General features: G+C 67.6%; 16 protein-coding genes. 9 read left to right on the top strand and 7 right to left on the bottom strand.

Annotation, left to right across the window (positions count from 1 at the left end):
- Positions 1–80 precede the first annotated feature (80 nt).
- Positions 81–845 (top strand): DNA-binding transcriptional repressor DeoR, encoded by a 765-nt coding sequence (gene deoR / locus LRS53_RS10080; RefSeq protein WP_017642939.1) that lies wholly within the window; start codon positions 81–83, stop codon positions 843–845.
- Here deoR and LRS53_RS10075 read toward each other — a convergent pair.
- From LRS53_RS10075 to LRS53_RS10060, 4 genes are all read right to left on the bottom strand, one after another.
- A complete protein-coding gene (locus tag LRS53_RS10075; RefSeq protein ID WP_231355772.1) occupies positions 838–1,923 on the bottom strand; it encodes an aldose 1-epimerase family protein in 1,086 nt (361 codons plus the stop codon). The two genes, deoR and LRS53_RS10075, sit on opposite strands and share 8 nt — an antisense overlap.
- 13 nt (positions 1,924–1,936) lie before the next feature.
- Positions 1,937–3,268, bottom strand: coding sequence for an L-fucose:H+ symporter permease (gene fucP / locus LRS53_RS10070; RefSeq protein WP_231355771.1), 1,332 nt, complete (start codon positions 3,266–3,268; stop codon positions 1,937–1,939).
- Positions 3,269–3,316: 48 nt separating this feature from the next.
- Entirely contained in the window at positions 3,317–4,243 is a 927-nt protein-coding gene (rbsK, locus tag LRS53_RS10065; protein WP_231355770.1) for a ribokinase, read from the bottom strand.
- A 238-nt stretch (positions 4,244–4,481) separates the two neighbouring features.
- A complete protein-coding gene (locus LRS53_RS10060; protein ID WP_173147198.1) occupies positions 4,482–5,807 on the bottom strand; it encodes a DUF3100 domain-containing protein in 1,326 nt (441 codons plus the stop codon).
- 327 nt (positions 5,808–6,134) lie between these two features.
- Between LRS53_RS10060 and LRS53_RS10055 the strand changes: the two genes are divergently transcribed.
- Positions 6,135–7,037 (top strand): LysR family transcriptional regulator, encoded by a 903-nt coding sequence (locus tag LRS53_RS10055; RefSeq protein ID WP_231355769.1) that lies wholly within the window; start codon positions 6,135–6,137, stop codon positions 7,035–7,037.
- 158 nt (positions 7,038–7,195) lie between these two features.
- On the opposite strand, the gene LRS53_RS10050 is transcribed toward LRS53_RS10055, so the two are convergent.
- From LRS53_RS10050 to LRS53_RS10040, 3 genes are read right to left on the bottom strand one after another with little or no spacing between them, the layout of a single operon-like run.
- Positions 7,196–8,350, bottom strand: coding sequence for a M20 aminoacylase family protein (locus LRS53_RS10050; protein WP_231355768.1), 1,155 nt, complete (start codon positions 8,348–8,350; stop codon positions 7,196–7,198).
- A 3-nt stretch (positions 8,351–8,353) separates the two neighbouring features.
- Positions 8,354–9,871 carry an aldehyde dehydrogenase family protein gene (locus tag LRS53_RS10045; RefSeq protein ID WP_231355767.1) on the bottom strand — a complete coding sequence of 506 codons (1,518 nt, stop codon included), beginning with the start codon at positions 9,869–9,871 and terminating at the stop codon, positions 8,354–8,356.
- A gap of 2 nt (positions 9,872–9,873) precedes the next feature.
- On the bottom strand, positions 9,874–10,764 hold the full coding sequence (locus LRS53_RS10040) for an NAD(P)-dependent oxidoreductase (RefSeq protein WP_231355766.1): 891 nt from the start codon (positions 10,762–10,764) through the stop codon (positions 9,874–9,876).
- 341 nt (positions 10,765–11,105) lie between these two features.
- On the opposite strand from LRS53_RS10040, the gene urtA reads away from it, so the two are divergent.
- The 7 genes from urtA to LRS53_RS10005 all read left to right on the top strand — a co-directional run bounded on the left by urtA (position 11,106) and on the right by LRS53_RS10005 (position 18,413).
- Positions 11,106–12,380 carry an urea ABC transporter substrate-binding protein gene (gene urtA / locus LRS53_RS10035; RefSeq protein WP_231355765.1) on the top strand — a complete coding sequence of 425 codons (1,275 nt, stop codon included), beginning with the start codon at positions 11,106–11,108 and terminating at the stop codon, positions 12,378–12,380.
- A gap of 310 nt (positions 12,381–12,690) precedes the next feature.
- Positions 12,691–14,259 (top strand): urea ABC transporter permease subunit UrtB, encoded by a 1,569-nt coding sequence (gene urtB, locus LRS53_RS10030; protein ID WP_231355764.1) that lies wholly within the window; start codon positions 12,691–12,693, stop codon positions 14,257–14,259.
- Entirely contained in the window at positions 14,256–15,335 is a 1,080-nt protein-coding gene (gene urtC, locus LRS53_RS10025) for an urea ABC transporter permease subunit UrtC (protein WP_059316373.1), read from the top strand. Before urtB ends, urtC begins: the two co-directional genes overlap by 4 nt.
- Entirely contained in the window at positions 15,332–16,177 is an 846-nt protein-coding gene (gene urtD / locus LRS53_RS10020) for an urea ABC transporter ATP-binding protein UrtD (protein ID WP_231355763.1), read from the top strand. The genes urtC and urtD overlap by 4 nt, the downstream gene beginning before the upstream one ends.
- Positions 16,178–16,280: 103 nt before the next feature.
- Positions 16,281–16,979, top strand: coding sequence for an urea ABC transporter ATP-binding subunit UrtE (gene urtE, locus LRS53_RS10015; protein ID WP_064307638.1), 699 nt, complete (start codon positions 16,281–16,283; stop codon positions 16,977–16,979).
- A gap of 134 nt (positions 16,980–17,113) precedes the next feature.
- Positions 17,114–17,554 carry a type II 3-dehydroquinate dehydratase gene (gene aroQ / locus LRS53_RS10010; RefSeq protein ID WP_231355762.1) on the top strand — a complete coding sequence of 147 codons (441 nt, stop codon included), beginning with the start codon at positions 17,114–17,116 and terminating at the stop codon, positions 17,552–17,554.
- Positions 17,555–17,558: 4 nt separating this feature from the next.
- On the top strand, positions 17,559–18,413 hold the full coding sequence (locus LRS53_RS10005; protein ID WP_068383228.1) for a shikimate dehydrogenase: 855 nt from the start codon (positions 17,559–17,561) through the stop codon (positions 18,411–18,413).
- Positions 18,414–18,420: the final 7 nt, after the last annotated feature.

The raw sequence follows: 18,420 nt of genomic DNA, 5'->3' as shown, positions 1-18,420 counted from the left end.
CACGGGTAGCGTATGATCGGATCAGAATTCTTGGTTGGTGCGGCCTGCACCTCTAGTCGGACTCCCGTAGCGCACCCCTCATGGATAGCAAGAAAGCCGCTCGGCTCAAGCTGATGCACCAGGCGCTGCAGGATCAGCACGCCATTCACCTGCGCGAAATGGCCCAGCTGCTGGGTGTCTCGGAAATGACCCTGAGACGCGACCTGCGGCTCCCACCGGACGGCCTGCGGCTGCTCGGCGGTCACGTCACCCGCGATGTCGGCGGCAGCGAGGCGCCCGGCTACCAGGTGGTGGAACAGGACCTGCGCCAGGTCGAGGAAAAGCGCCGCATCGGTCGGCTGGCCGCGGCGCAGATCCGCGCCGGCGACACCGTCTTCCTCGATTGCGGGACCACCACGCCCTTCGTGGTGGACTTCATTCCCGATGACCTGGAATTCACTGCCGTCTGCCATTCGCTCAATGTGCTGCTCAAGCTGCAGCAGAAGGTCAACTGCACCCTGGTGGTGTGCGGTGGCACCTTCCAGCGCAAGAACCAGATCTTCGAGAGTCGCCTGGAGACCGGGGTGCTCGACGGCGTGCGCCTCACCCACGCCTTCGTCTCGGCGGCCGGGGTGAGCGAGGACTTCGGCGTCACCTGCTTCAACTTCAACGAGGTCGAGGTCAAGCAGAAGGTCCTGCGCCAGGCCCAGCAGCGGCTGCTGCTGGTCGACCATACCAAGTTCGACGTGGTGCGCGCCGCGCATTTCGCGGCGCTCGACGACTTCGACTTGGTGGTCAGCGACGGGCGCATTCCGCGCAGCTATCGCGAGCGGATCGAGGCGAACGGCGCGCAACTGCTTACCTGATCCGCGCCGGGTCGGCCAGGCGCGCCAACAGCGCCTCGCGCTCGGCGGCGGCGAGATAGCCGGTGCGCACGCTGAAGGCGCGCCGTTCACCCGATTGCAGCTGCTGCACCTGGCCCTTGGTGGTCTCGGCCAGATAGCCCTCCGGCTCACAGGTCGCCGGCAGCACGAAGGCCGCCACCTGCTGGTCGGGGTTGTGCAGCACCCAGCGCGTGGCATGGGGCAAGCTCTCTGGGCGATAGGCCGTGTAGAAAGCAGCGCCGCCCGGATGCTCCAGCAGGAAGTGCGCCTCCCCTGCCGCGTCGGTGCCCGGCGCATCGATGAAGCTGACGATTTCCGGCTGGTAGCGCGCGGGCGCATCCAGCAACCGCAGCCGCTCCGAATCTTCGGCCAGCTCGGCGATGAAGGCCTGCCAGTCGGCGGTCGGCCGCACATGGGCCGGCACGCTGGTGCGCACCCGGGTGCGCGCCACGCCGAGAGGCTCATGGAAGCGCCCGCCAGGTACGTAGGCGTAGTTCATGTGCGCCATGTACATGAGGTCCATGGGCTGGCCGGCCTGGTTTTCCACCTCGAGGCCCAGTTCGAATACGGCGCTGTCCGGCCTCAGGGTCACGCTGGGCTGGGCACGATAGCGATCGCCAAAGCCCATGGCGTAGTCATGGCGACCGCCCAGGCGCAGGAAGTCACCCTCCGCGTCCCGGCCCAGCTCCAGCCAGGCCTCGTCCAGCGGCGCGCAGGGCAGTTCGCCGTGCAGCTCGTGGCTGTCCTCTGGCGCCGGGCAGCCGTTGCGCAGCACCCCGGCGTGGAACATGAAGCAGCCATAGGTCTCGATGATCCGCCGGGTCGGCCGCGGCTGGTCGAACAATCCGGGCATGGTCAGGCGGCAGCCGTCGAAGCTGGCATCCCAGACCATCTGCCCCTGATAGGGCAGCACGATCAGCCGGCCGCGGCGATTCTCCAGGGCCAGGGCGCGGACCCCGGAAGGATAGGTCCAGGCGCGCACCTGGAAGGCGTCGCTAGCGAGCAGGGTGCGCTCGCACGCGGTGAATTGCTCAGGCTGCAGGGGCAGGCGTACGGACATGGCGGCGCCCTCCTCAGGCGGTCTGGGCAGCGCCCACCGGCAGCCGCTCGCTGGCCGGATGACGCAGGCAGTAGAGGGCGTAGGCGACGATCACCGTGAAGCACAGCAGGGGCACCGAATAAGCCAGCTGCATGTTGCCGCCGGTGTAGTCCGACAGCAGCCCCTGGAAGATCGGGATTACCCCGCCACCGACGATGCTCATCACCAGCAGCGAACCGCCGAATTCGGTGTCGCGGCCGATGCCGTCGACGGTCAGGCCATAGATGGTCGGCCAGCAGGGGCCGAGGAAGATGCTCACGCCCACGGCGGCGTACACCGCGGTGATGTTGGGCACCAGGATGGTGTAGGCCAGCAGGGCGATGCACAGCACGCCGTAGACGCCCAGCACCTTGGCCGGATGCCAGCGGCGCATCAGCAGGTTGGCGATCAGCTTGCCGACGAAATAGGCGGCGAAGGTGGTGAGCAGGAACCAGGAGGCGCTGCGCTCGTTCATGCCACCAAGCTGCATGGCCAGGCGGATGGTGAAGCTCCAGACGCCGACCTGGGCGCCCACATAGAGGAACTGCGCCACCACGCCAAAGACGAAGCGCGGATTGCGTCTCAGCCGACCCAGGCTGGCGGCCATGCCGTCGCGCTCGCTGCGCACGGCATCGTTGCCCTTGCAGGCCGGATAGCGGGTACAGGCGATCAGCACGAAGATCAGCACCAGCACGCCGATCATCCACTGGTAGGGCGTCAGGGTGGCCTGGATCATCTGCAGCTGCTGGGCGGCGGCCTCGGCGGGATTCATCTGCAGCAGCTGCGCCTGGCTGGCGTCGCCGTCCTTGAACATCACGAAGCTGCCCACGTAGACACCGGTCATGGCGCCAAAGGGGTGAAAGGTCTGGGAGATGTTCAACCGGCGGGTACCGGTCTCGCGCGGCCCCAGCAGGGTCGAGTAGGTGTTGCAGGCGGTCTCCAGGAAGGACAGTCCCGCGGCGATCACGAACAGCGCCAGCAGGAACATGCCGTACTTGGCCATGGAGGCGGCCGGAAAGAACAGCAGGCAGCCGACCATGTAGAGGAACAGGCCGAAGAGGATGGTCGTCTTGTAGCTGAAGCGCCGCACCATCAGCGCAGCCGGGAGGGCCAGGAAGAAATAGCCGAGATAGAAGGCCGACTGCACGAAGGCGGTCTGGAAATCACTGAGCAGGAAGGCCTTCTTGAAGTGGGCGATGAGCACGTCGTTCATGCTCGCCGCGGCGGCCCAGAGCGCGAAGATGCAGCACAGCAGGATGAAGGCGAACCACGGCGTGCGGTTCAGGTAATAGCCGTCGGCGCTGGGCCGCAGGGGTGACTGGCTCATTGTTGTTCTCCGTAGGGGTGCCAGGGTGAAGGGATTGCCGACCTTGCGTCAGAGATCCAGAGACGCGAGGTAGTCTTCGAAGACCGCAGCCTCGGGATAGGAGGTCTGGGTGCCGCGCCCGGTGACCGACAGTGCCGAATAGGCTACGGCGCGCTGCATGGCGTCCCGCAGGCCGAGGCCCTGGACGCGGCCATGGGCGAAGCAGCCGATGAAGGCATCGCCGGCGCCGGTGGTGTCGATGGCCGCCACCGGCTGGCCGGGGAGGCTGAATTCGCCCTCCTCGCCCACGTACAGCGCGCCCTGGGCGCCCAGGGTGACCACCACGTGGCGGATGCCGCGACCGGCCAGCACCCGCGCGGCGGCGAAGGCGCTCTCGCGATCCAGCACGGGCAGACCGCTGACCAGGGCCAGTTCGGTCTCGTTGGGGACGAAGTAATCCAGCCGGGCGAGGTGCGCGGCGCTCAGGTCGGCCACCGCAGGGGCCGGATTGAGCAGCACGGGGATACCCAGGCGCTGGCCGCAGTCGATGGCGGCATAGACCGTCTCCAGGGCGATCTCCAGTTGCAGCACGATCAGCGCGCAGTCGCGCAGATCGGCTTCCGCGGCCTGGATGTCGGCCGGGCCGAGGGCGGCGTTGGCGCCCTTCACGATGAGGATGCTGTTGTGCGAGTCGGGCTGGACGAAGATCGGCGCCACCCCGCTGGAGCGACCCGGCGCGCGAGTCACGTGACGGGTGTCGATACCGAAGCGGCGGAAGTTGGCCAGGGTGTTGTCGGCGAAGAGGTCGTCGCCGACCTTGGTCACCATCAGCACCTCGCTGCCCAGCTTGGCCGCTGCGACCGCCTGGTTGGCGCCCTTGCCGCCACAGCCGAGGGCGAAGTCCGGCGCTTCCAGCGTCTCGCCCTGCACGGGCAGTCGCTCGATATAGGTGATGAGATCGACCATGTTGCTGCCGATGACCGCGATTTTGCCCATGCCCAGCGCCCCTCCGTTTTTCTTGATGTTATTAAATTAACGGTTTTTGTTAATTTTCCATCATAGATACTGCAACTCGGGGCGCAGCTCAAGCGCCGGTGATCGTCCAGGGACGACACCTTGCCGCCAGGGCTCAAGGCTGGGAGCTGCGACACGAAAATGCAGGGACAGGAGAATCAGACCAGGGGGCGGTACCGTAGCGGGAAGCGGCGCACCGGGGACCCGGTGCGCGCGAGGATCAGTGAAACACTTCGGCGATGAAGGCCGCACCGATGAAGGTGCCGAAGCTGGCGACCAGCGAAACCACCACGATGCGCCAGCCGAGGCGACGGAAGGCCGGGATGTCCTTGGCGATGGACAGGCCGGCGAAGGCCAGCATGGGGGTGATCAGCGCCATGATGCCGACCGCGTTGTGGGCGGCGGTGATCTGCGGCGCCAGCGGGCACCAGGGCGAGGTCAGGAACATGGCCACCAGCGATACCCAGCACACCGCCGGCACCTTGCGGCGGAACAGCTGGCAGAGCAGTTCGCCGACGAAGGCCGCCAGGATCATCACCGCGACTCCCAGGAAAGCAGCCGGTGGCAGGGTCTTGCTCATCACCAGGGTCGCCAGCAGCGCCAGGGCACCCGAGGCCAGCCAGGCGCTGAAGCGTGCCGACCAGCCCAGTTCCACGGGTTCGTCCACCACGGCGGCATCCACCGAACTCTGCTGGAAAGAGGCCTTGGTGGTACGGCCGATGCGCGGCTCCATCACCCGGTAGCCCCAGACCGCCAGCGGCAGGGAGATGAACAGGGTGAAGTAGGTGCCCAGGGTCAGGGTGATGAGGTTGGCAGCGGCGGCCAGGGCCATGACCTCCTTGGCCACCTCGGCGGTCTGCTGGGCGGCGATGGCACCGGCCGCGGCGGCCATGATGCTGCCCGAGCCCAGGCCGGCGCCCATGGCCAGGGAATAGGGGTGGAAGATGTTCAGGCTGGCGATGAAGCCGGCGACGATGGCCATGAACACCGCGCCGAACAGGGTGCCGGTCAGGTACTCGGCGAGCACGCCGCGACCTTCCGGGGAGTCCATGCCATAGCGTTCGCTGATGATCGCCAGACTCGGTTCGCGCCCCACCGAGAAGGTGGCGCCGATGGCCTCGCGCTTGATGCCCAGCAGCAGGGCCACCGGCAGGCCGAGCAGGATGGTGCCGACGAAATGCCCCAGCTCCTGGAAGGCCAGTGCCCAGCCAGCGGCGATCACCGTGGGCAGCGAGCCGCCCACCACCAGGCCGAGCTTGGCGATGAACACCAGCAAGGCGTATTGCAGAATGGCCGCCGAGCGCACCTGGGCGCCGCGATCGATACCCAGACCCAGCGGCATGCGCTTGCCGACCTGCCCCACCGCCGCACCCAGCAAGAGCGCCCAGATCATCGGCAGCAGCACCACCTTGCCCGGCCCCAGCGGTATGGTGAGGGAGCCGATCAGCTCGGCGATCAGCAACACCAGCGCTGCCCAGATGTAGAGTCTGACGGTATTGCTGACGGCTCGGTCCTGGCCCACGGCCAGCGTCGGATTGGCGCTCATTCTTCCCCCTGCGGCCCGCTCGCGGGCTCGGTTGTTGGTCTGGTTGGCAGTCGCGAGCGGCGAGGCCCGCTGGGCAGAAAAGGGCTCCACTTGGGAGCAGGACCCGGTCGTTCTAGGTGCCTGGGCAAAGTTGCATGCGCGTTTTCCGAAGGGTGGAACGCCTGCAGGAACGCCATCCTGCGCGGCCCTTTCCGCCTTCCGAGGCCTTGCGCCGCGGGCTTCGCCCAGGCCGGGGCGGCCGTGGTCTTGGCCCGAGTATGGACAGCGGCCTGTTCTCTCTCCAATACTGGAAATGGCCTTTTCCGTTGCCTTTAAGAGAACACACGGATGCGTGGAATTCACGAACAGCGCTTGCATTATTTCGTCGAAGCGGTGCGCCTGGGGAGCGTGCGCGCCGCAGCTGACGCCCTGGATATCGCCCCTTCCGCGGTCAGCCGGCAGATCGCCCAGGTCGAGGCGGAACTGGGCGTCGATCTGATCGAGCGGCACCGCCGCGGCATCACCCCGACCGAGGCCGGGCGCCTGGTGCTGGATTACTTCCGCCAGCGCCAGACCCAGCTCGACGGGCTGAGAGACGCCATCGCCGATCTCCAGGGCCTGCGCACCGGCCGCGTGGTGCTGGCCATCGGCGAAGGCTTCATCGGCGACCTGTCGCGTAGCCTGGGCGACTTTTCCGCGCGGCATCCGGAGATCGAGGTCAGGGTCAATGTGGTGGGCACCAACGAGGTGATTCGCCAGGTGATGGAAGACGAGGCGCAACTGGGGCTGGTGTTCAATCCGCCGCGCGATCCGCACCTGCGCGTACATGGCAGCCGCGAGCAGCCGCTGTATGCCATGGTGGCGCCCGAGCATCCGCTGGCCACGACCCAGGGCCCCGTGACCCTGGCTGAGCTGGGCCAGCACCGCCTGGCGCTGCCGGATATCTCCTACGGCATCCGCCAGATGCTCGACGCCGTGGAGCAGGCCGCCGGCCAGCGCCTGGCGCCAACCCTGATCTGCACCACCTTCGCCCTGCTCAAGCACTATGCCCAGCAGGGCGGCGTGACCCTGCTGCCGCTGTTCGCCGCCACCCAGGAGCTGGATAGCGGCGCCTTATGCGCCCTGCCCCTGGCCGATCCAGGCTTCGCCCGCGCCCACGTCGAGCTGGTGACCCGCCTGGGGCGCAAGCTCAGTCGCGCCGCGGACGAGTTGCGCACAGCCATGGTGCAGCGGATGACCGCCTTTCGCTGAGCGTCGGCTCAAAGCCAGCTGCGCGTCGGCCAAACTGCGTTGAAGATGCCTTCGGAATGCTCATTTACCACTTGTAAACTCCGCTTCCTCAGGCCTCTTCGCCTTGTTTGGCTCTAGCTCGCAAGGCTTTAGGCTTTGACCAAACGCTGAAGACTAACTCAGGCGGGCAGTTCCTGGCGCACCAGCTCCGCCCACAGCCGCACGGCCGGTTCGATGATGGCGTCGTTGAAGTCGTAGGCCGGATTGTGCAGCGGTGCCGAGGGTCGCTCGCCATCGACACCCAGCCAGAGATAGGCCCCCGGACGCGCCGCCAGCATGAAGGCGAAATCCTCGGAGGCCATGGACGGTGGCACGCCGTCGCTGACCCGCTCGGCGCCAAAGGCGGTCACCGCCGCCTGACGTACCCGCGCCGCCTGGGCTGGATGGTTCTGGGTCACCGGATAGCCACGGGTGAATTCCAGCTCGCCCCGCACGCCCTGGGCCAGCGGCGCCTGGGCGACGATCTCGCCGATCAGCCGCTCCACCTCGGCGCGCACCGCGCCATCCAGGCAGCGCACCGTGCCCCTGAGCCGCGCCACCTCGGGGATGACGTTGATCGCCTCCCCCGCCTCCAGCATGGTCACGCTGACCACCGCGGCAGCCAGCGGCGAGATCCGCCGGGCGACGATGGTCTGCAGCTGCAGGATCAGGTCCGCCGCGGCGACGATGGGATCACGCCCGCGCTCGGGCATGGCCGCGTGGCAGCCCTTGCCGGTGAGGGTGACGGCGAAGGTGTCCAGCGAGGCCATCATGGCGCCCGGATTGACCACCACCTGGCCGACCGGCAGCCCCGGCCAGTTGTGCAGGCCGTAGATGGCGTCCATGGGGAAGCGCTCGAACAGACCGTCTTCGATCATCTTTTGCGCGCCGCCGAGATTTTCCTCGGCGGGCTGGAAGACGAAATAGAGGGTGCCGCGGAAGTCGCGGTGCTCACTCAGATGGCGCGCCGTGGCCAGCAGGATGGCGGTATGGCCGTCATGCCCGCAGGCGTGCATGCGCCCGGCGGCGGTGGAGCGGTGGGGGACGTCCCCCACCTCCTGCATCGGCAGGGCGTCCATGTCGGCACGCAACCCCAGGCTTGGGCCCTCGCCGTGGCGCAACACCCCGACCACGCCGGTGCCGCCGAGGCCGCGATGGACCTCCAGGCCGAAGCCTTCCAGCAATTCGGCCACCCGCGCCGCGGTGCGGTGCTCGGCGAAACCCAGCTCGGGGTGGGCGTGGAAATCGCGACGCCAGCTGCGGGCGTCGTCCAACAAGGCTTGATGGATGGTCATCTGTTACTCCAGGCTGGCGCCATAGCCGAAGCCGGCAGCGGGCACCGCGGCGGTTTCCACCCAGACGCTCTTCACTTCGCTGTATTCGCGCAGGGCATCGAGGCCCGAGGAGCGACCGTAGCCGCTCTCGCCGTAGCCGCCGAAGGGCGAGCTGACGTGGATGGTCTTGTAGCCGTTGACCCAGAAGGTACCGGCGCGCACGCCATGGGCCACCCGGTGGGCGCGACCGACATCGCGGGTCCAGACCGCCCCAGCCAGGCCGAAGCGGCTGTCGTTGGCGATGCGGATGGCATCGGCCTCCTCCTTGAACGGGATAGCCACCACCACCGGCCCGAAGACTTCTTCCTGGGCGCAACTCAGTCCATTGTGACCGGCCAGTACCGTGGGATTGACGTAGTAGCCCGTCCCGGCCGGCAACGGCTCGACGCCATTGGCAACATGCCGCGCGCCTTCACCCAGGGCACCTTCCACCATGTTGCGTACATGGGCGAATTGCTTGGCGTTGTGGATCGGACCGATCTGGGTCTCGGGATCGCTCGGATCTCCCACCTTGAACTGGCTGGCGGCGCGAGCCACCGCCTGGATGAAGCGCTCGTAGATGGACTCCTGCACCAGCAGCCGCGAACCCGAGACGCAACTCTGACCGGCGCCGGAAAAGATCGCCGCCTGGGCGCCGCGTACGGCGAGGTCCAGGTCGGCGTCTTCGAAGACGATGTTGGCCGACTTGCCACCCAGCTCCAGCACCACCGGGATGCAGCGCTGGGCCGCGGCGGCGGCGATGTGCCGGCCGGTGGCCGGCGAGCCGACAAAGACCACCTTGCGGATGTCGGCGTGGGCGATCACCTGCTGGCCGACGGTATGGCCCTGGCCGGCGAGCACGTTGACCAGGCCCTTGGGCGCACCGGCGCGTTCCACCAGCACCCCCAGCAGCAGCGAGGTCACCGGAGTCAGCTCGGAAGGCTTGAGGATCACCGCGTTGCCGGCGGTGATGGCCGGGGCGATCTGCCAGCCGCCGGTAAAGATCGGTGCATTCCAGGGGGTGATCTGCAGCACCGTGCCCAGGGGTTCGTAGGTCACGTAGTTGAGGTGGCTGGTGGGCACCGGGATGACTTCGCCATGCAGCTTGTCGGCCCAGCCGGCGTAGTACTCGAACATCTCGGCGACCTTGAGCACCTCGACGCGGGCATCACGGATCGGCTTGTTGGCGGTCAGCGATTCCAGCTGCGCCAAGGCCTCGGCCTCCTCGCGGATCAGGGCGCCGACCTTGTAGATGATGCGACCGCGCGCCTGGGCGGTCAGGGCGCGCCACTCCTCGCGTGCCCGGCGGGCAGCGGCATCGGCGCGCTCGACCACGGCCAGATCGCCATCGGGGTAACTGTAGGCCGGGCTGTCGTCATGGGCGTTGCGTACGGTGATCCGCTCGCCGCTGCCGTCGACGAATTCGCCGTCCACGAAGCTTGCGACCTGCTGGCGGTCGCCCCAGAAAGGCTTGAGCAATTCCAGCGTCTTGGCATTCATCATGATCATTCCCCCTTGCCGAACAGGTCTTCGCTGGTGCGTCGCGTAATCGCGCAGAAATCCTCGCCATCGGCCAGGGTCTCGGCGCTGGCCTTCCAGGCCTGGGCCGTGGCCGCGGCCAGCGGCAGGTCGAGGCCGAGCTCGGCGATGAGCTGCTGGGCCAGGCCCACGTCCTTGCGCATCAGGCCCATGGTGAAGCCGGAGTCATAGGCCTTGTTCAGCACCCAGGTAGGGAACATGCCCTGGCTGGCGGCGCTGCGCCCGGAACCGGCATTGATGCCTTCGAGCAACTTCTCCGGGGCGACGCCGGCGCGCGCGGCCATGGTCACCGCCTCGGCGGTGGTGATCAGGTGCGCCGCGGCCAGCAAGTTGTTAGCGATCTTGGCGATGTTGCCGGCGCCCACCGCGCCGATGTGCACCCGGGTCGCGCTCATGGCTTCCAGCGCCGGCAACGCCTTGGCCAGGGCCGCTTCGCTGCCGCCGATGACCATGGTCATGGTGCCGGCCGCGGCACCGGCGGGGCCGCCGGAGACCGGGGCATCGAGGAAATCGGCGCCGACCCCGGCGAAGGCCGCCGCTACCCGGCGGCTGGTCTCGGGGGTGGAGGTGGTGGTGTCGACCACCACGGTGCCCGGCCGCACGCGGCTGACCAGGCCCGCCTCGCCCAGGCACACGGCCTCGACGTGCTCGGCCTTGGGCAGCGACAGCACGATGACGTCGCTGCTGGCGGCCAGAGCCACCAGATCGCCGGCGATGGCCACGCCCTGGGCAGCGACCCGCTCGCAGGCGGCGCTGGAAGGATCCAGTCCGGTGACGGCAACGCCCTTGCGCGCCAGGGTGATCGCCATATTGCCGCCCATGTTGCCGAGTCCGATGACCCCGACCTGCCTGCCCATGCCTTGTTCCTCTTCTTCGAATGGGTGGTGACCGACCCGGTGGCCGGCCCCTTGCGATCGAGTATGGGAGGCCCAGGCATCACCACCAATACGGCATTCGGACTTTCATGTTGCGCAAAAGGCAACGGCGAAAGAGGGCACCAGCATCGTGCAAAGGCGCCGTCGGCGGGCACTGGCAAGCCCCAGGCTGGTGCAAGGCAACTGGCCGCAAGAGCCCGGTTTGGAGGCAAGAGGCCAGTCGCCATGCGCCTTGCCGAGGCCTGGCACAGTTCCTGAAAAGCGCCCTGGCGGGCCAGCAGCCCAGCCCAACAACAGCGCACGTTCGCTTAGGAGCCTTTCGCATGAAGCGCCGCCCTCTACTGAAGACCACCCTCGCCGCCTCCGCCCTGCTCATGAGCGGCCTGTTCCCCTGGAGCGCCGCCCACGCCGCGGACACCATCAAGGTCGGCATCCTGCATTCGCTGTCCGGCACCATGGCCATCTCCGAGACCTCGCTCAAGGACATGGCGCTGATGACCATCGACGAGATCAACGCCAAGGGCGGCGTGCTGGGCAAGAAGCTGGAGCCCGTGGTGGTGGATCCGGCCTCCAACTGGCCACTGTTCGCCGAGAAGGCGCGCCAGCTGGTGACCCAGGACAAGGTCGCGGTCACCTTCGGCTGCTGGACCTCGGTCTCGCGCAAATCGGTCCTGCCGGTCTATGAAGAACTCAACGGTCTGCTGTTCTACCCGGTGCAGTACGAAGGCGAAGAGATGTCGCCCAACGTCTTCTACACCGGCGCGGCGCCAAACCAGCAGGCCATCCCGGCGGTGGAATACCTGATGAGCGAAGAAGGCGGCGCGGCCAAGCGCTTCTTCCTGCTGGGCACCGACTACGTCTATCCGCGCACCACCAACAAGATCCTCAGATCCTTCCTGCACAGCAAGGGCGTGCAGGACAAGGACATCGAGGAGGTCTACACCCCCTTCGGCCACAGCGATTACCAGACCATCGTCGCTAACATCAAGAAGTTCGCCGCCGGCGGCAAGACCGCGGTGGTCTCCACCATCAACGGCGACTCCAACGTGCCCTTCTACAAGGAACTGGGCAACCAGGGCCTGAAGGCCACCGACGTGCCGGTGGTGGCCTTCTCGGTGGGCGAGGAAGAACTGCGCGGCATCGACACCAAGCCACTGGTGGGCCAGCTGGCCGCCTGGAACTACTTCGAGTCGCTGGATAACCCGGTGAACAAGAAGTTCGTCGAGGCCTGGAAGGCCTACGCCAAGGCCAAGAACCTGCCTAACTACCAGACCGCCGTGACCAACGACCCCATGGAAGCCACCTATATCGGCATCCACATGTGGGCCCAGGCGGTGGAAAAGGCCGGCAGCACCGACGTCGACAAGGTCCGCAAGGCCATGGCCGGCCAGACCTTCGCCGCACCGGACGGCTATACCGTGAAGATGGACGAGAAGAACCACCACCTGCACAAGCCGGTGATGATCGGCGAGGTCCAGGACGACGGTCAGTTCAACGTCGTCTGGCAGACCGAGGGCCCGGTCCGCGCTCAGCCCTGGAGCCCCTACATCCCCGGCAACGACAAGAAGTCCGACGAACCGGTGAAGAGCGGCAAGTAACGGCCAGCCCTCCCCCCGGGCCCCTCTCCCGGAGGGAGAGGGGCGCAAAACGCCGCCCAGCCTGCAGCTCTTACCCCCCTCCCTCAGGGAGAGGGTTGGGGTGAGGGCAAAAGGCGTTCCGCAGCCAACAGGAAACACCCACACCACCACCGCTCCGCTCCTCCCCCTCTCCCCCTGGGAGAGGGCCGGGGTGAGGGCTCGCCAGCGCACCCGGTCAGACCGCCAGGCGCCCGGCACCAGAAACGAGGCCACGCCCGCCCTCCCCCGGGAGACGTCGTGCAGGAGCCTTTACCCATCGACGAGGCCGAGTATGTCCCTACGCCTTTTTCTTCTGCCCCTGCTGTTGCTGCTCGTGGGCACCGTCCAGGCCGGTCCCGCCGCCGAGCTGGCCGCCGCCAGCGCCAACGACCAGGCCAAACTCCTGCAAGCATGGGCCGCCGAACCCGACACCGCCCAACTCCCGGTCCTCCAGGCGCTGCAGGACGGTCGCTTCTATGTCGACGAAGACAAGCGCCCCTTCTACAAGACCGGCGACAGCTACAGCGCCGCCGAAGGTGACGCCACCGCCCCCACCGGCACGCCCAAGCCGGTGCGCCTGAACAACCGCCTGCGCATCCTCATCGGCGCCGCCCAGGCCAGCGGCGGGTTGCTGTCCACGGATGCCGGCGTGCGCCTGGCCGCCGCCCAGGCCCTGCGCCAGGAGGCCAAGCCCGAGCAGCGACCCTTCCTGGAAAAGCGCCTGCAGAGCGAAGCGAACAAGGACGTGAAAGGCGCCCTTGCCGCCGCCCTGGCCAATCTGCAGCTGACCGATCCCGATCCCACCGTGCGCCTGGCCGCGGTGCGGCTGCTCGGCGAATCCGGCGAGCCCCAGGCCAAGACCCGCCTGCAGGCCCTGCTCGATCCGGCCGTGGAAGCCAACGAAGACGTCCGCAAAGCCGCCGCCACCGGTCTTGCCCAGGTCGAGCGCAAGCTGCTGCTGGGCGATCTGCTCGGCCAGGCCTTCACCGGGTTGTCGCTGGGCTCCATCCTGCTGCTGGCCGCCCTGGGCCTGGCCATCACCTATGGTCTGCTCGGCGTCATCAACATGGCCCACGGCGAGATGCTGATGCTCGGTGCCTACAGCACCTATGTGGTACAGCTGACCCTGCAGCGCTTGGCGCCCGAATGGCTGGCCTGGTACCCGCTGCTGGCGCTGCCGGTGGCCTTCGCCGTCACCGCCGCCATCGGCATGGCGCTGGAGCGCACCGTGATCCGCCACCTCTATGGCCGACCGCTGGAAACCCTGCTGGCCACCTGGGGCATCAGTCTGATGCTGATCCAGGCGGTGCGGGTGCTGTTCGGCGCCCAGAACGTCGAGGTGGCCAACCCCGCCTGGCTGTCCGGCGGCATCCAGGTGCTGCCCAACCTGCTCCTGCCGTGGAACCGGGTGATCATCCTCGGCTTCGTGGTCTTCGTGCTGGTCCTGACCTGGGCCCTGCTGAACAAGACCCGGCTGGGTCTCAACGTGCGCGCCGTGACCCAGAATCGCAACATGGCCGCCTGCTGTGGCGTCCCCACCGGGCGCATCGACATGCTCGCCTTCGGCCTTGGCTCCGGCATCGCCGGCCTCGGTGGCGTGGCCCTGTCGCAGATCGGCAACGTCGGTCCGGACCTCGGTCAGAGCTACATCATCGACTCCTTCCTGGTGGTGGTGCTCGGCGGCGTCGGCCAACTGGCCGGCAGCGTGCTGGCGGCCTTCGGCCTGGGCATCGTCAACAAGATCCTCGAACCCCAGATCGGCGCCGTGCTGGGCAAGATCCTCATCCTCGGCCTGATCATCCTGTTCATCCAGAAGCGGCCCCAGGGCCTGTTCGCCCTCAAGGGGAGGGTCATCGATTGAACCAGCCACTCGCGCTTACCGCTGTGCAGAAGGCCGGCCCGCGCCTGAGCCTGGCCGTGCTCGGCCTGGCCCTCGCCGTGCTGATCGCCCTGCCGCTGCTGTCCCTGCTGCCGGCCGACAATGCCTTTCAGGTGTCGGCCTACACCCTGACCCTGGTGGGCAAGATCCTCTGCTACGCCATCGTCGCCCTGGCCCTGGACCTGGTCTGGGGCTATGCCGGGATGCTCTCCCTCGGCCACGGGCTGTTCTTCGCCCTGGGCGGCTACGCCATGGGCATGTACCTGATGCGCCAGGCCGCCGGTGACGGTCTGCCCCCCTTCATGAGCTTTCTCTCCTGGACCAGCTATCCCTGGTTCTGGGCCGGCACCGACCATTTCCTCTGGGCGCTGTGCCTGGCGGTGCTGGCCCCCGGCCTGCTGGCCCTGGCGTTCGGCTTCTTCGCCTTCCGCTCGAAGATCAAGGGCGTCTACTTCTCGATCATGACCCAGGCGCTGACCTTTGCCGGCATGCTGCTGTTCTTTCGCAACGAGACCGGCTTCGGCGGCAACAACGGCTTTACCGGCTTCACCACCCTGCTGGGCTTTCCGGTGGCCGCCCAGGGCACCCGCGCGGTGCTCTTCCTGCTCACCGTGGCCCTGCTGACCGCCAGCCTCTGGCTGGGCTGGCGCCTGGCGCAGAGCAAGTTCGGTCGCATCCTCACGGCGATCCGCGACGCCGAGAACCGGGTGACCTTCTGCGGCTACGATCCGCGCGGCTTCAAGCTGTTCGTCTGGGTGCTCTCGGCGGTGCTCTGCGGCCTGGCCGGCGCCCTCTATGTGCCCCAGGTGGGGATTATCAACCCCAGCGAGATGGCCCCGACCAACTCCATCGAAGCGGCCATCTGGGTCGCCCTCGGCGGACGCGGCAGCCTGATCGGCCCGGTGCTCGGCGCCGGCATCGTCAACGGTGCCAAGAGCTGGTTCACCGTGGCCTTTCCCGAATACTGGCTGTTCTTTCTCGGCGCCCTGTTCATCGTCGTCACCCTCTATCTGCCGCGTGGCGTGATCGGCCTCATCAAGAAGGAGCGCGACGCATGAAAGCCGCCCCCGTTCCCCCCACCGCCGCGGAAGTGCTCGATCCCGGCATCGGCGCCGAGGCCAGCGGCCTCGGCCATCGCGCCGGCAAGGGCCTGGACACTCGCCACGGCACCATCCTCAGCCTGGAAGGCATTGAGGTCAGCTTCGACGGCTTCAAGGCCCTGCGCGACCTCAATCTCTACATCGGCGTTGGTGAATTGCGCTGCATCATCGGCCCCAACGGCGCCGGCAAGACCACCATGATGGACGTCATCACCGGCAAGACCCGCCCCGACCGCGGCAGCGCCTGGTTCGGCGAGACACTGGACCTGACCCGCCTGCAACCGGTGCAGATCGCCCAGGCCGGCATCGGCCGCAAATTCCAGAAGCCCACGGTGTTCGAGGCCCTGACCGTCTGGGAAAACCTGGAGCTGGCGCAGCGGACCGACAAGTCGGTCTGGGCCAGCCTGCGCGCGCGGCTCTCCGGCGAACAGCGCGATCGCCTGGAAGAGGTGCTCGGCACCATCCGCCTGCAGGAGTCGCGCGGGCGCACCGCCGGGCTGCTGTCCCACGGCCAGAAGCAATTTCTTGAGATCGGCATGCTGCTGGTGCAGGAGCCGCAACTGCTGCTGCTCGACGAACCCGTGGCCGGCATGACCGACGCCGAGACCGAATTCACCGCCGAGCTGTTCAAGTCGCTGGTGCCCCGGCACTCGCTGATGGTGGTGGAGCACGACATGGGCTTCGTCGGCAGCATCGCCGACCACGTCACCGTGCTGCACCAGGGTCACGTCCTCGCCGAAGGCTCGCTGGACCAGGTCCAGGCCAACGACCAGGTGATCGAGGTGTATCTGGGGCGCTAGCGCCCTGGTTTGAATATGAATCGCGGCCATGGGCCGCTCCTACAGGTGCCGATGTCGCCGTAGGAGCGGCCCATGGCCGCGATAAAATCTTTACGAGGCGCCCATGCTCCAGGTCAACGAACTCCATCAGTACTACGGCGGCAGCCACATCCTGCGCGGCCTGTCCTTCGAGGCCCCCATCGGCGAGGTCACCAGCCTGCTCGGCCGCAACGGCGTCGGCAAGACCACCCTGCTGCGCTGCCTCATGGGCCTGATCCCGGCCAAGCGCGGCAGCGTCACCTGGGAAGGCCAGGACATCACCGCCCGCAAGCCGCACCAGCGGGTGCAATCCGGCATCGCCTACGTGCCCCAGGGCCGCGAGATCTTTCCGCGTCTCACCGTCGAGGAAAATCTACTCATGGGCCTGTCGCGCTTTCCCGCCCGGGAGGCCCGCGAGGTGCCGGAGTCCATCTACGAACTCTTTCCGGTGCTCCGGCAGATGCGCCAGCGCCGTGGCGGCGACCTCTCCGGCGGCCAGCAGCAGCAACTGGCCATCGGCCGCGCCTTGGCCAGCCGCCCGCGGCTGCTGATCCTCGACGAACCCACCGAAGGCATCCAGCCTTCGGTGATCAAGGAGATCGGCACCGTCATCGCCCACCTGGCCAAGCGCGGCGACATGGCCATCCTGCTGGTGGAGCAGTTCTACGACTTCGCCAGCGAACTGGCCGATGGCTACCTGGTGATGTCTCGCGGCGAGATCGTCCAGCGCGGTCGCGGCGCCGACATGGAGGCCGAAGGAGTGCGCGGACTGGTGGCGATCTAGGCCACCAGGGTCGATAATCGAACGCTTCCGGCGCAACACCCCGGCGGCGGATTGACGAAATTAACCAGCTGGTACATTTTCTCTGCAACGCCGGGCGCTGGTCCGCCCGGCTAGACAACAACAGAGAGAACGCCATGTCCCGCCGCATCCTGGTCCTCAACGGCCCCAACCTCAATCTGCTCGGCACCCGCGAACCCGCCACCTACGGCCACGAGACCCTGGCCGACGTCGCCCGGTTGTGCGCCGAGACCGCCGCCGCCGAGGGTTACGAGGTGGATTTCCGCCAGACCAACCACGAAGGCGAATTGCTCGACTGGATCCACGCGGCCCGCGGCGCCTATGCCGGGGTGGTGATCAATCCCGCTGCCTGGACCCACACCTCGGTGGCCTTGCGCGACGCCTTGGTGGCCAGCGAGCTGCCGGTATACGAGGTGCACCTGTCCAACGTGCATCGCCGCGAAGCCTTCCGTCATCATTCCTATGTCTCGGGCATCGCCGTCGGCGTCATCTGTGGCCTCGGCAGCCAGGGCTATCGCGCCGCCATCGCCGCCCTCATCGCCCACCAGGGAAACTAAGTCCATGACCGCATCCAAATCCGTCCTCGCCGGCCTGATCGGCGCCGGTATCCAGGCCTCGCTGACGCCTGCCATGCACGAACGCGAAGGCGACGCCCAGGGCCTCAGATACCTCTATCGGCTGATCGACCTGGACGTGCTCGGCCTCACGGCCGACGCCCTGCCCGAGCTGCTGCAGGCCGCCCAGCGCACCGGCTTCACCGGCCTCAACATCACCTTTCCCTGCAAGCAGGCGATCATCCCGCTGCTCGACGACCTCTCCCCCGAGGCGCGCGGCATCGGCGCGGTGAACACCGTGGTGCTGGCCGACGGTCGCACCGTGGGCCACAACACCGACTGCCTGGGCTTCGCCGAAGGCTTCCGCCGTGGCCTGCCGGACGTGGCCAAGCGCCTGGTGGTGCAACTGGGTGCCGGTGGCGCCGGTAGCGCCGTGGCCCACGCCCTGCTCGCCGAGGGAGTGGACCAGCTGTTCATCTTCGACGTCGAGGCCGAGCGCGCCCAGGCGCTGGTGGACAACCTGACCCGCCACTTCGGCCCTGGGCGCGCCGCGGTCGGCACTGATCGCGCTGCCGCGGTCGCCGCCGCCGATGGCCTGGTCAACACCTCGCCGGTGGGTATGGCCAAGCTGCCCGGCATGCCACTGCCGGCCGAACTGCTGCACCCCGGCCTCTGGGTCGCCGAGATCATCTACTTCCCGCTGGAAACCGAACTGCTGCGCCAGGCCCGCGCCCTCGGCTGCCGCACCCTCGACGGCGGCACCATGGCCGTGTTCCAGGCGGTCAAGGCCTTCGAACTCTTCAGCGGCCGCAGCGCCGACGCCGACCGCATGCAGGCCCACTTCGCCGAATTGCGCGGGTAGCGCGGTT

This window comes from Pseudomonas sp. PLB05 (assembly GCF_021106615.1).
GTDB lineage: Bacteria > Pseudomonadota > Gammaproteobacteria > Pseudomonadales > Pseudomonadaceae > Chryseomonas > Chryseomonas benzopyrenica.
This window is presented reverse-complemented; position numbering and strand designations above follow the sequence as displayed.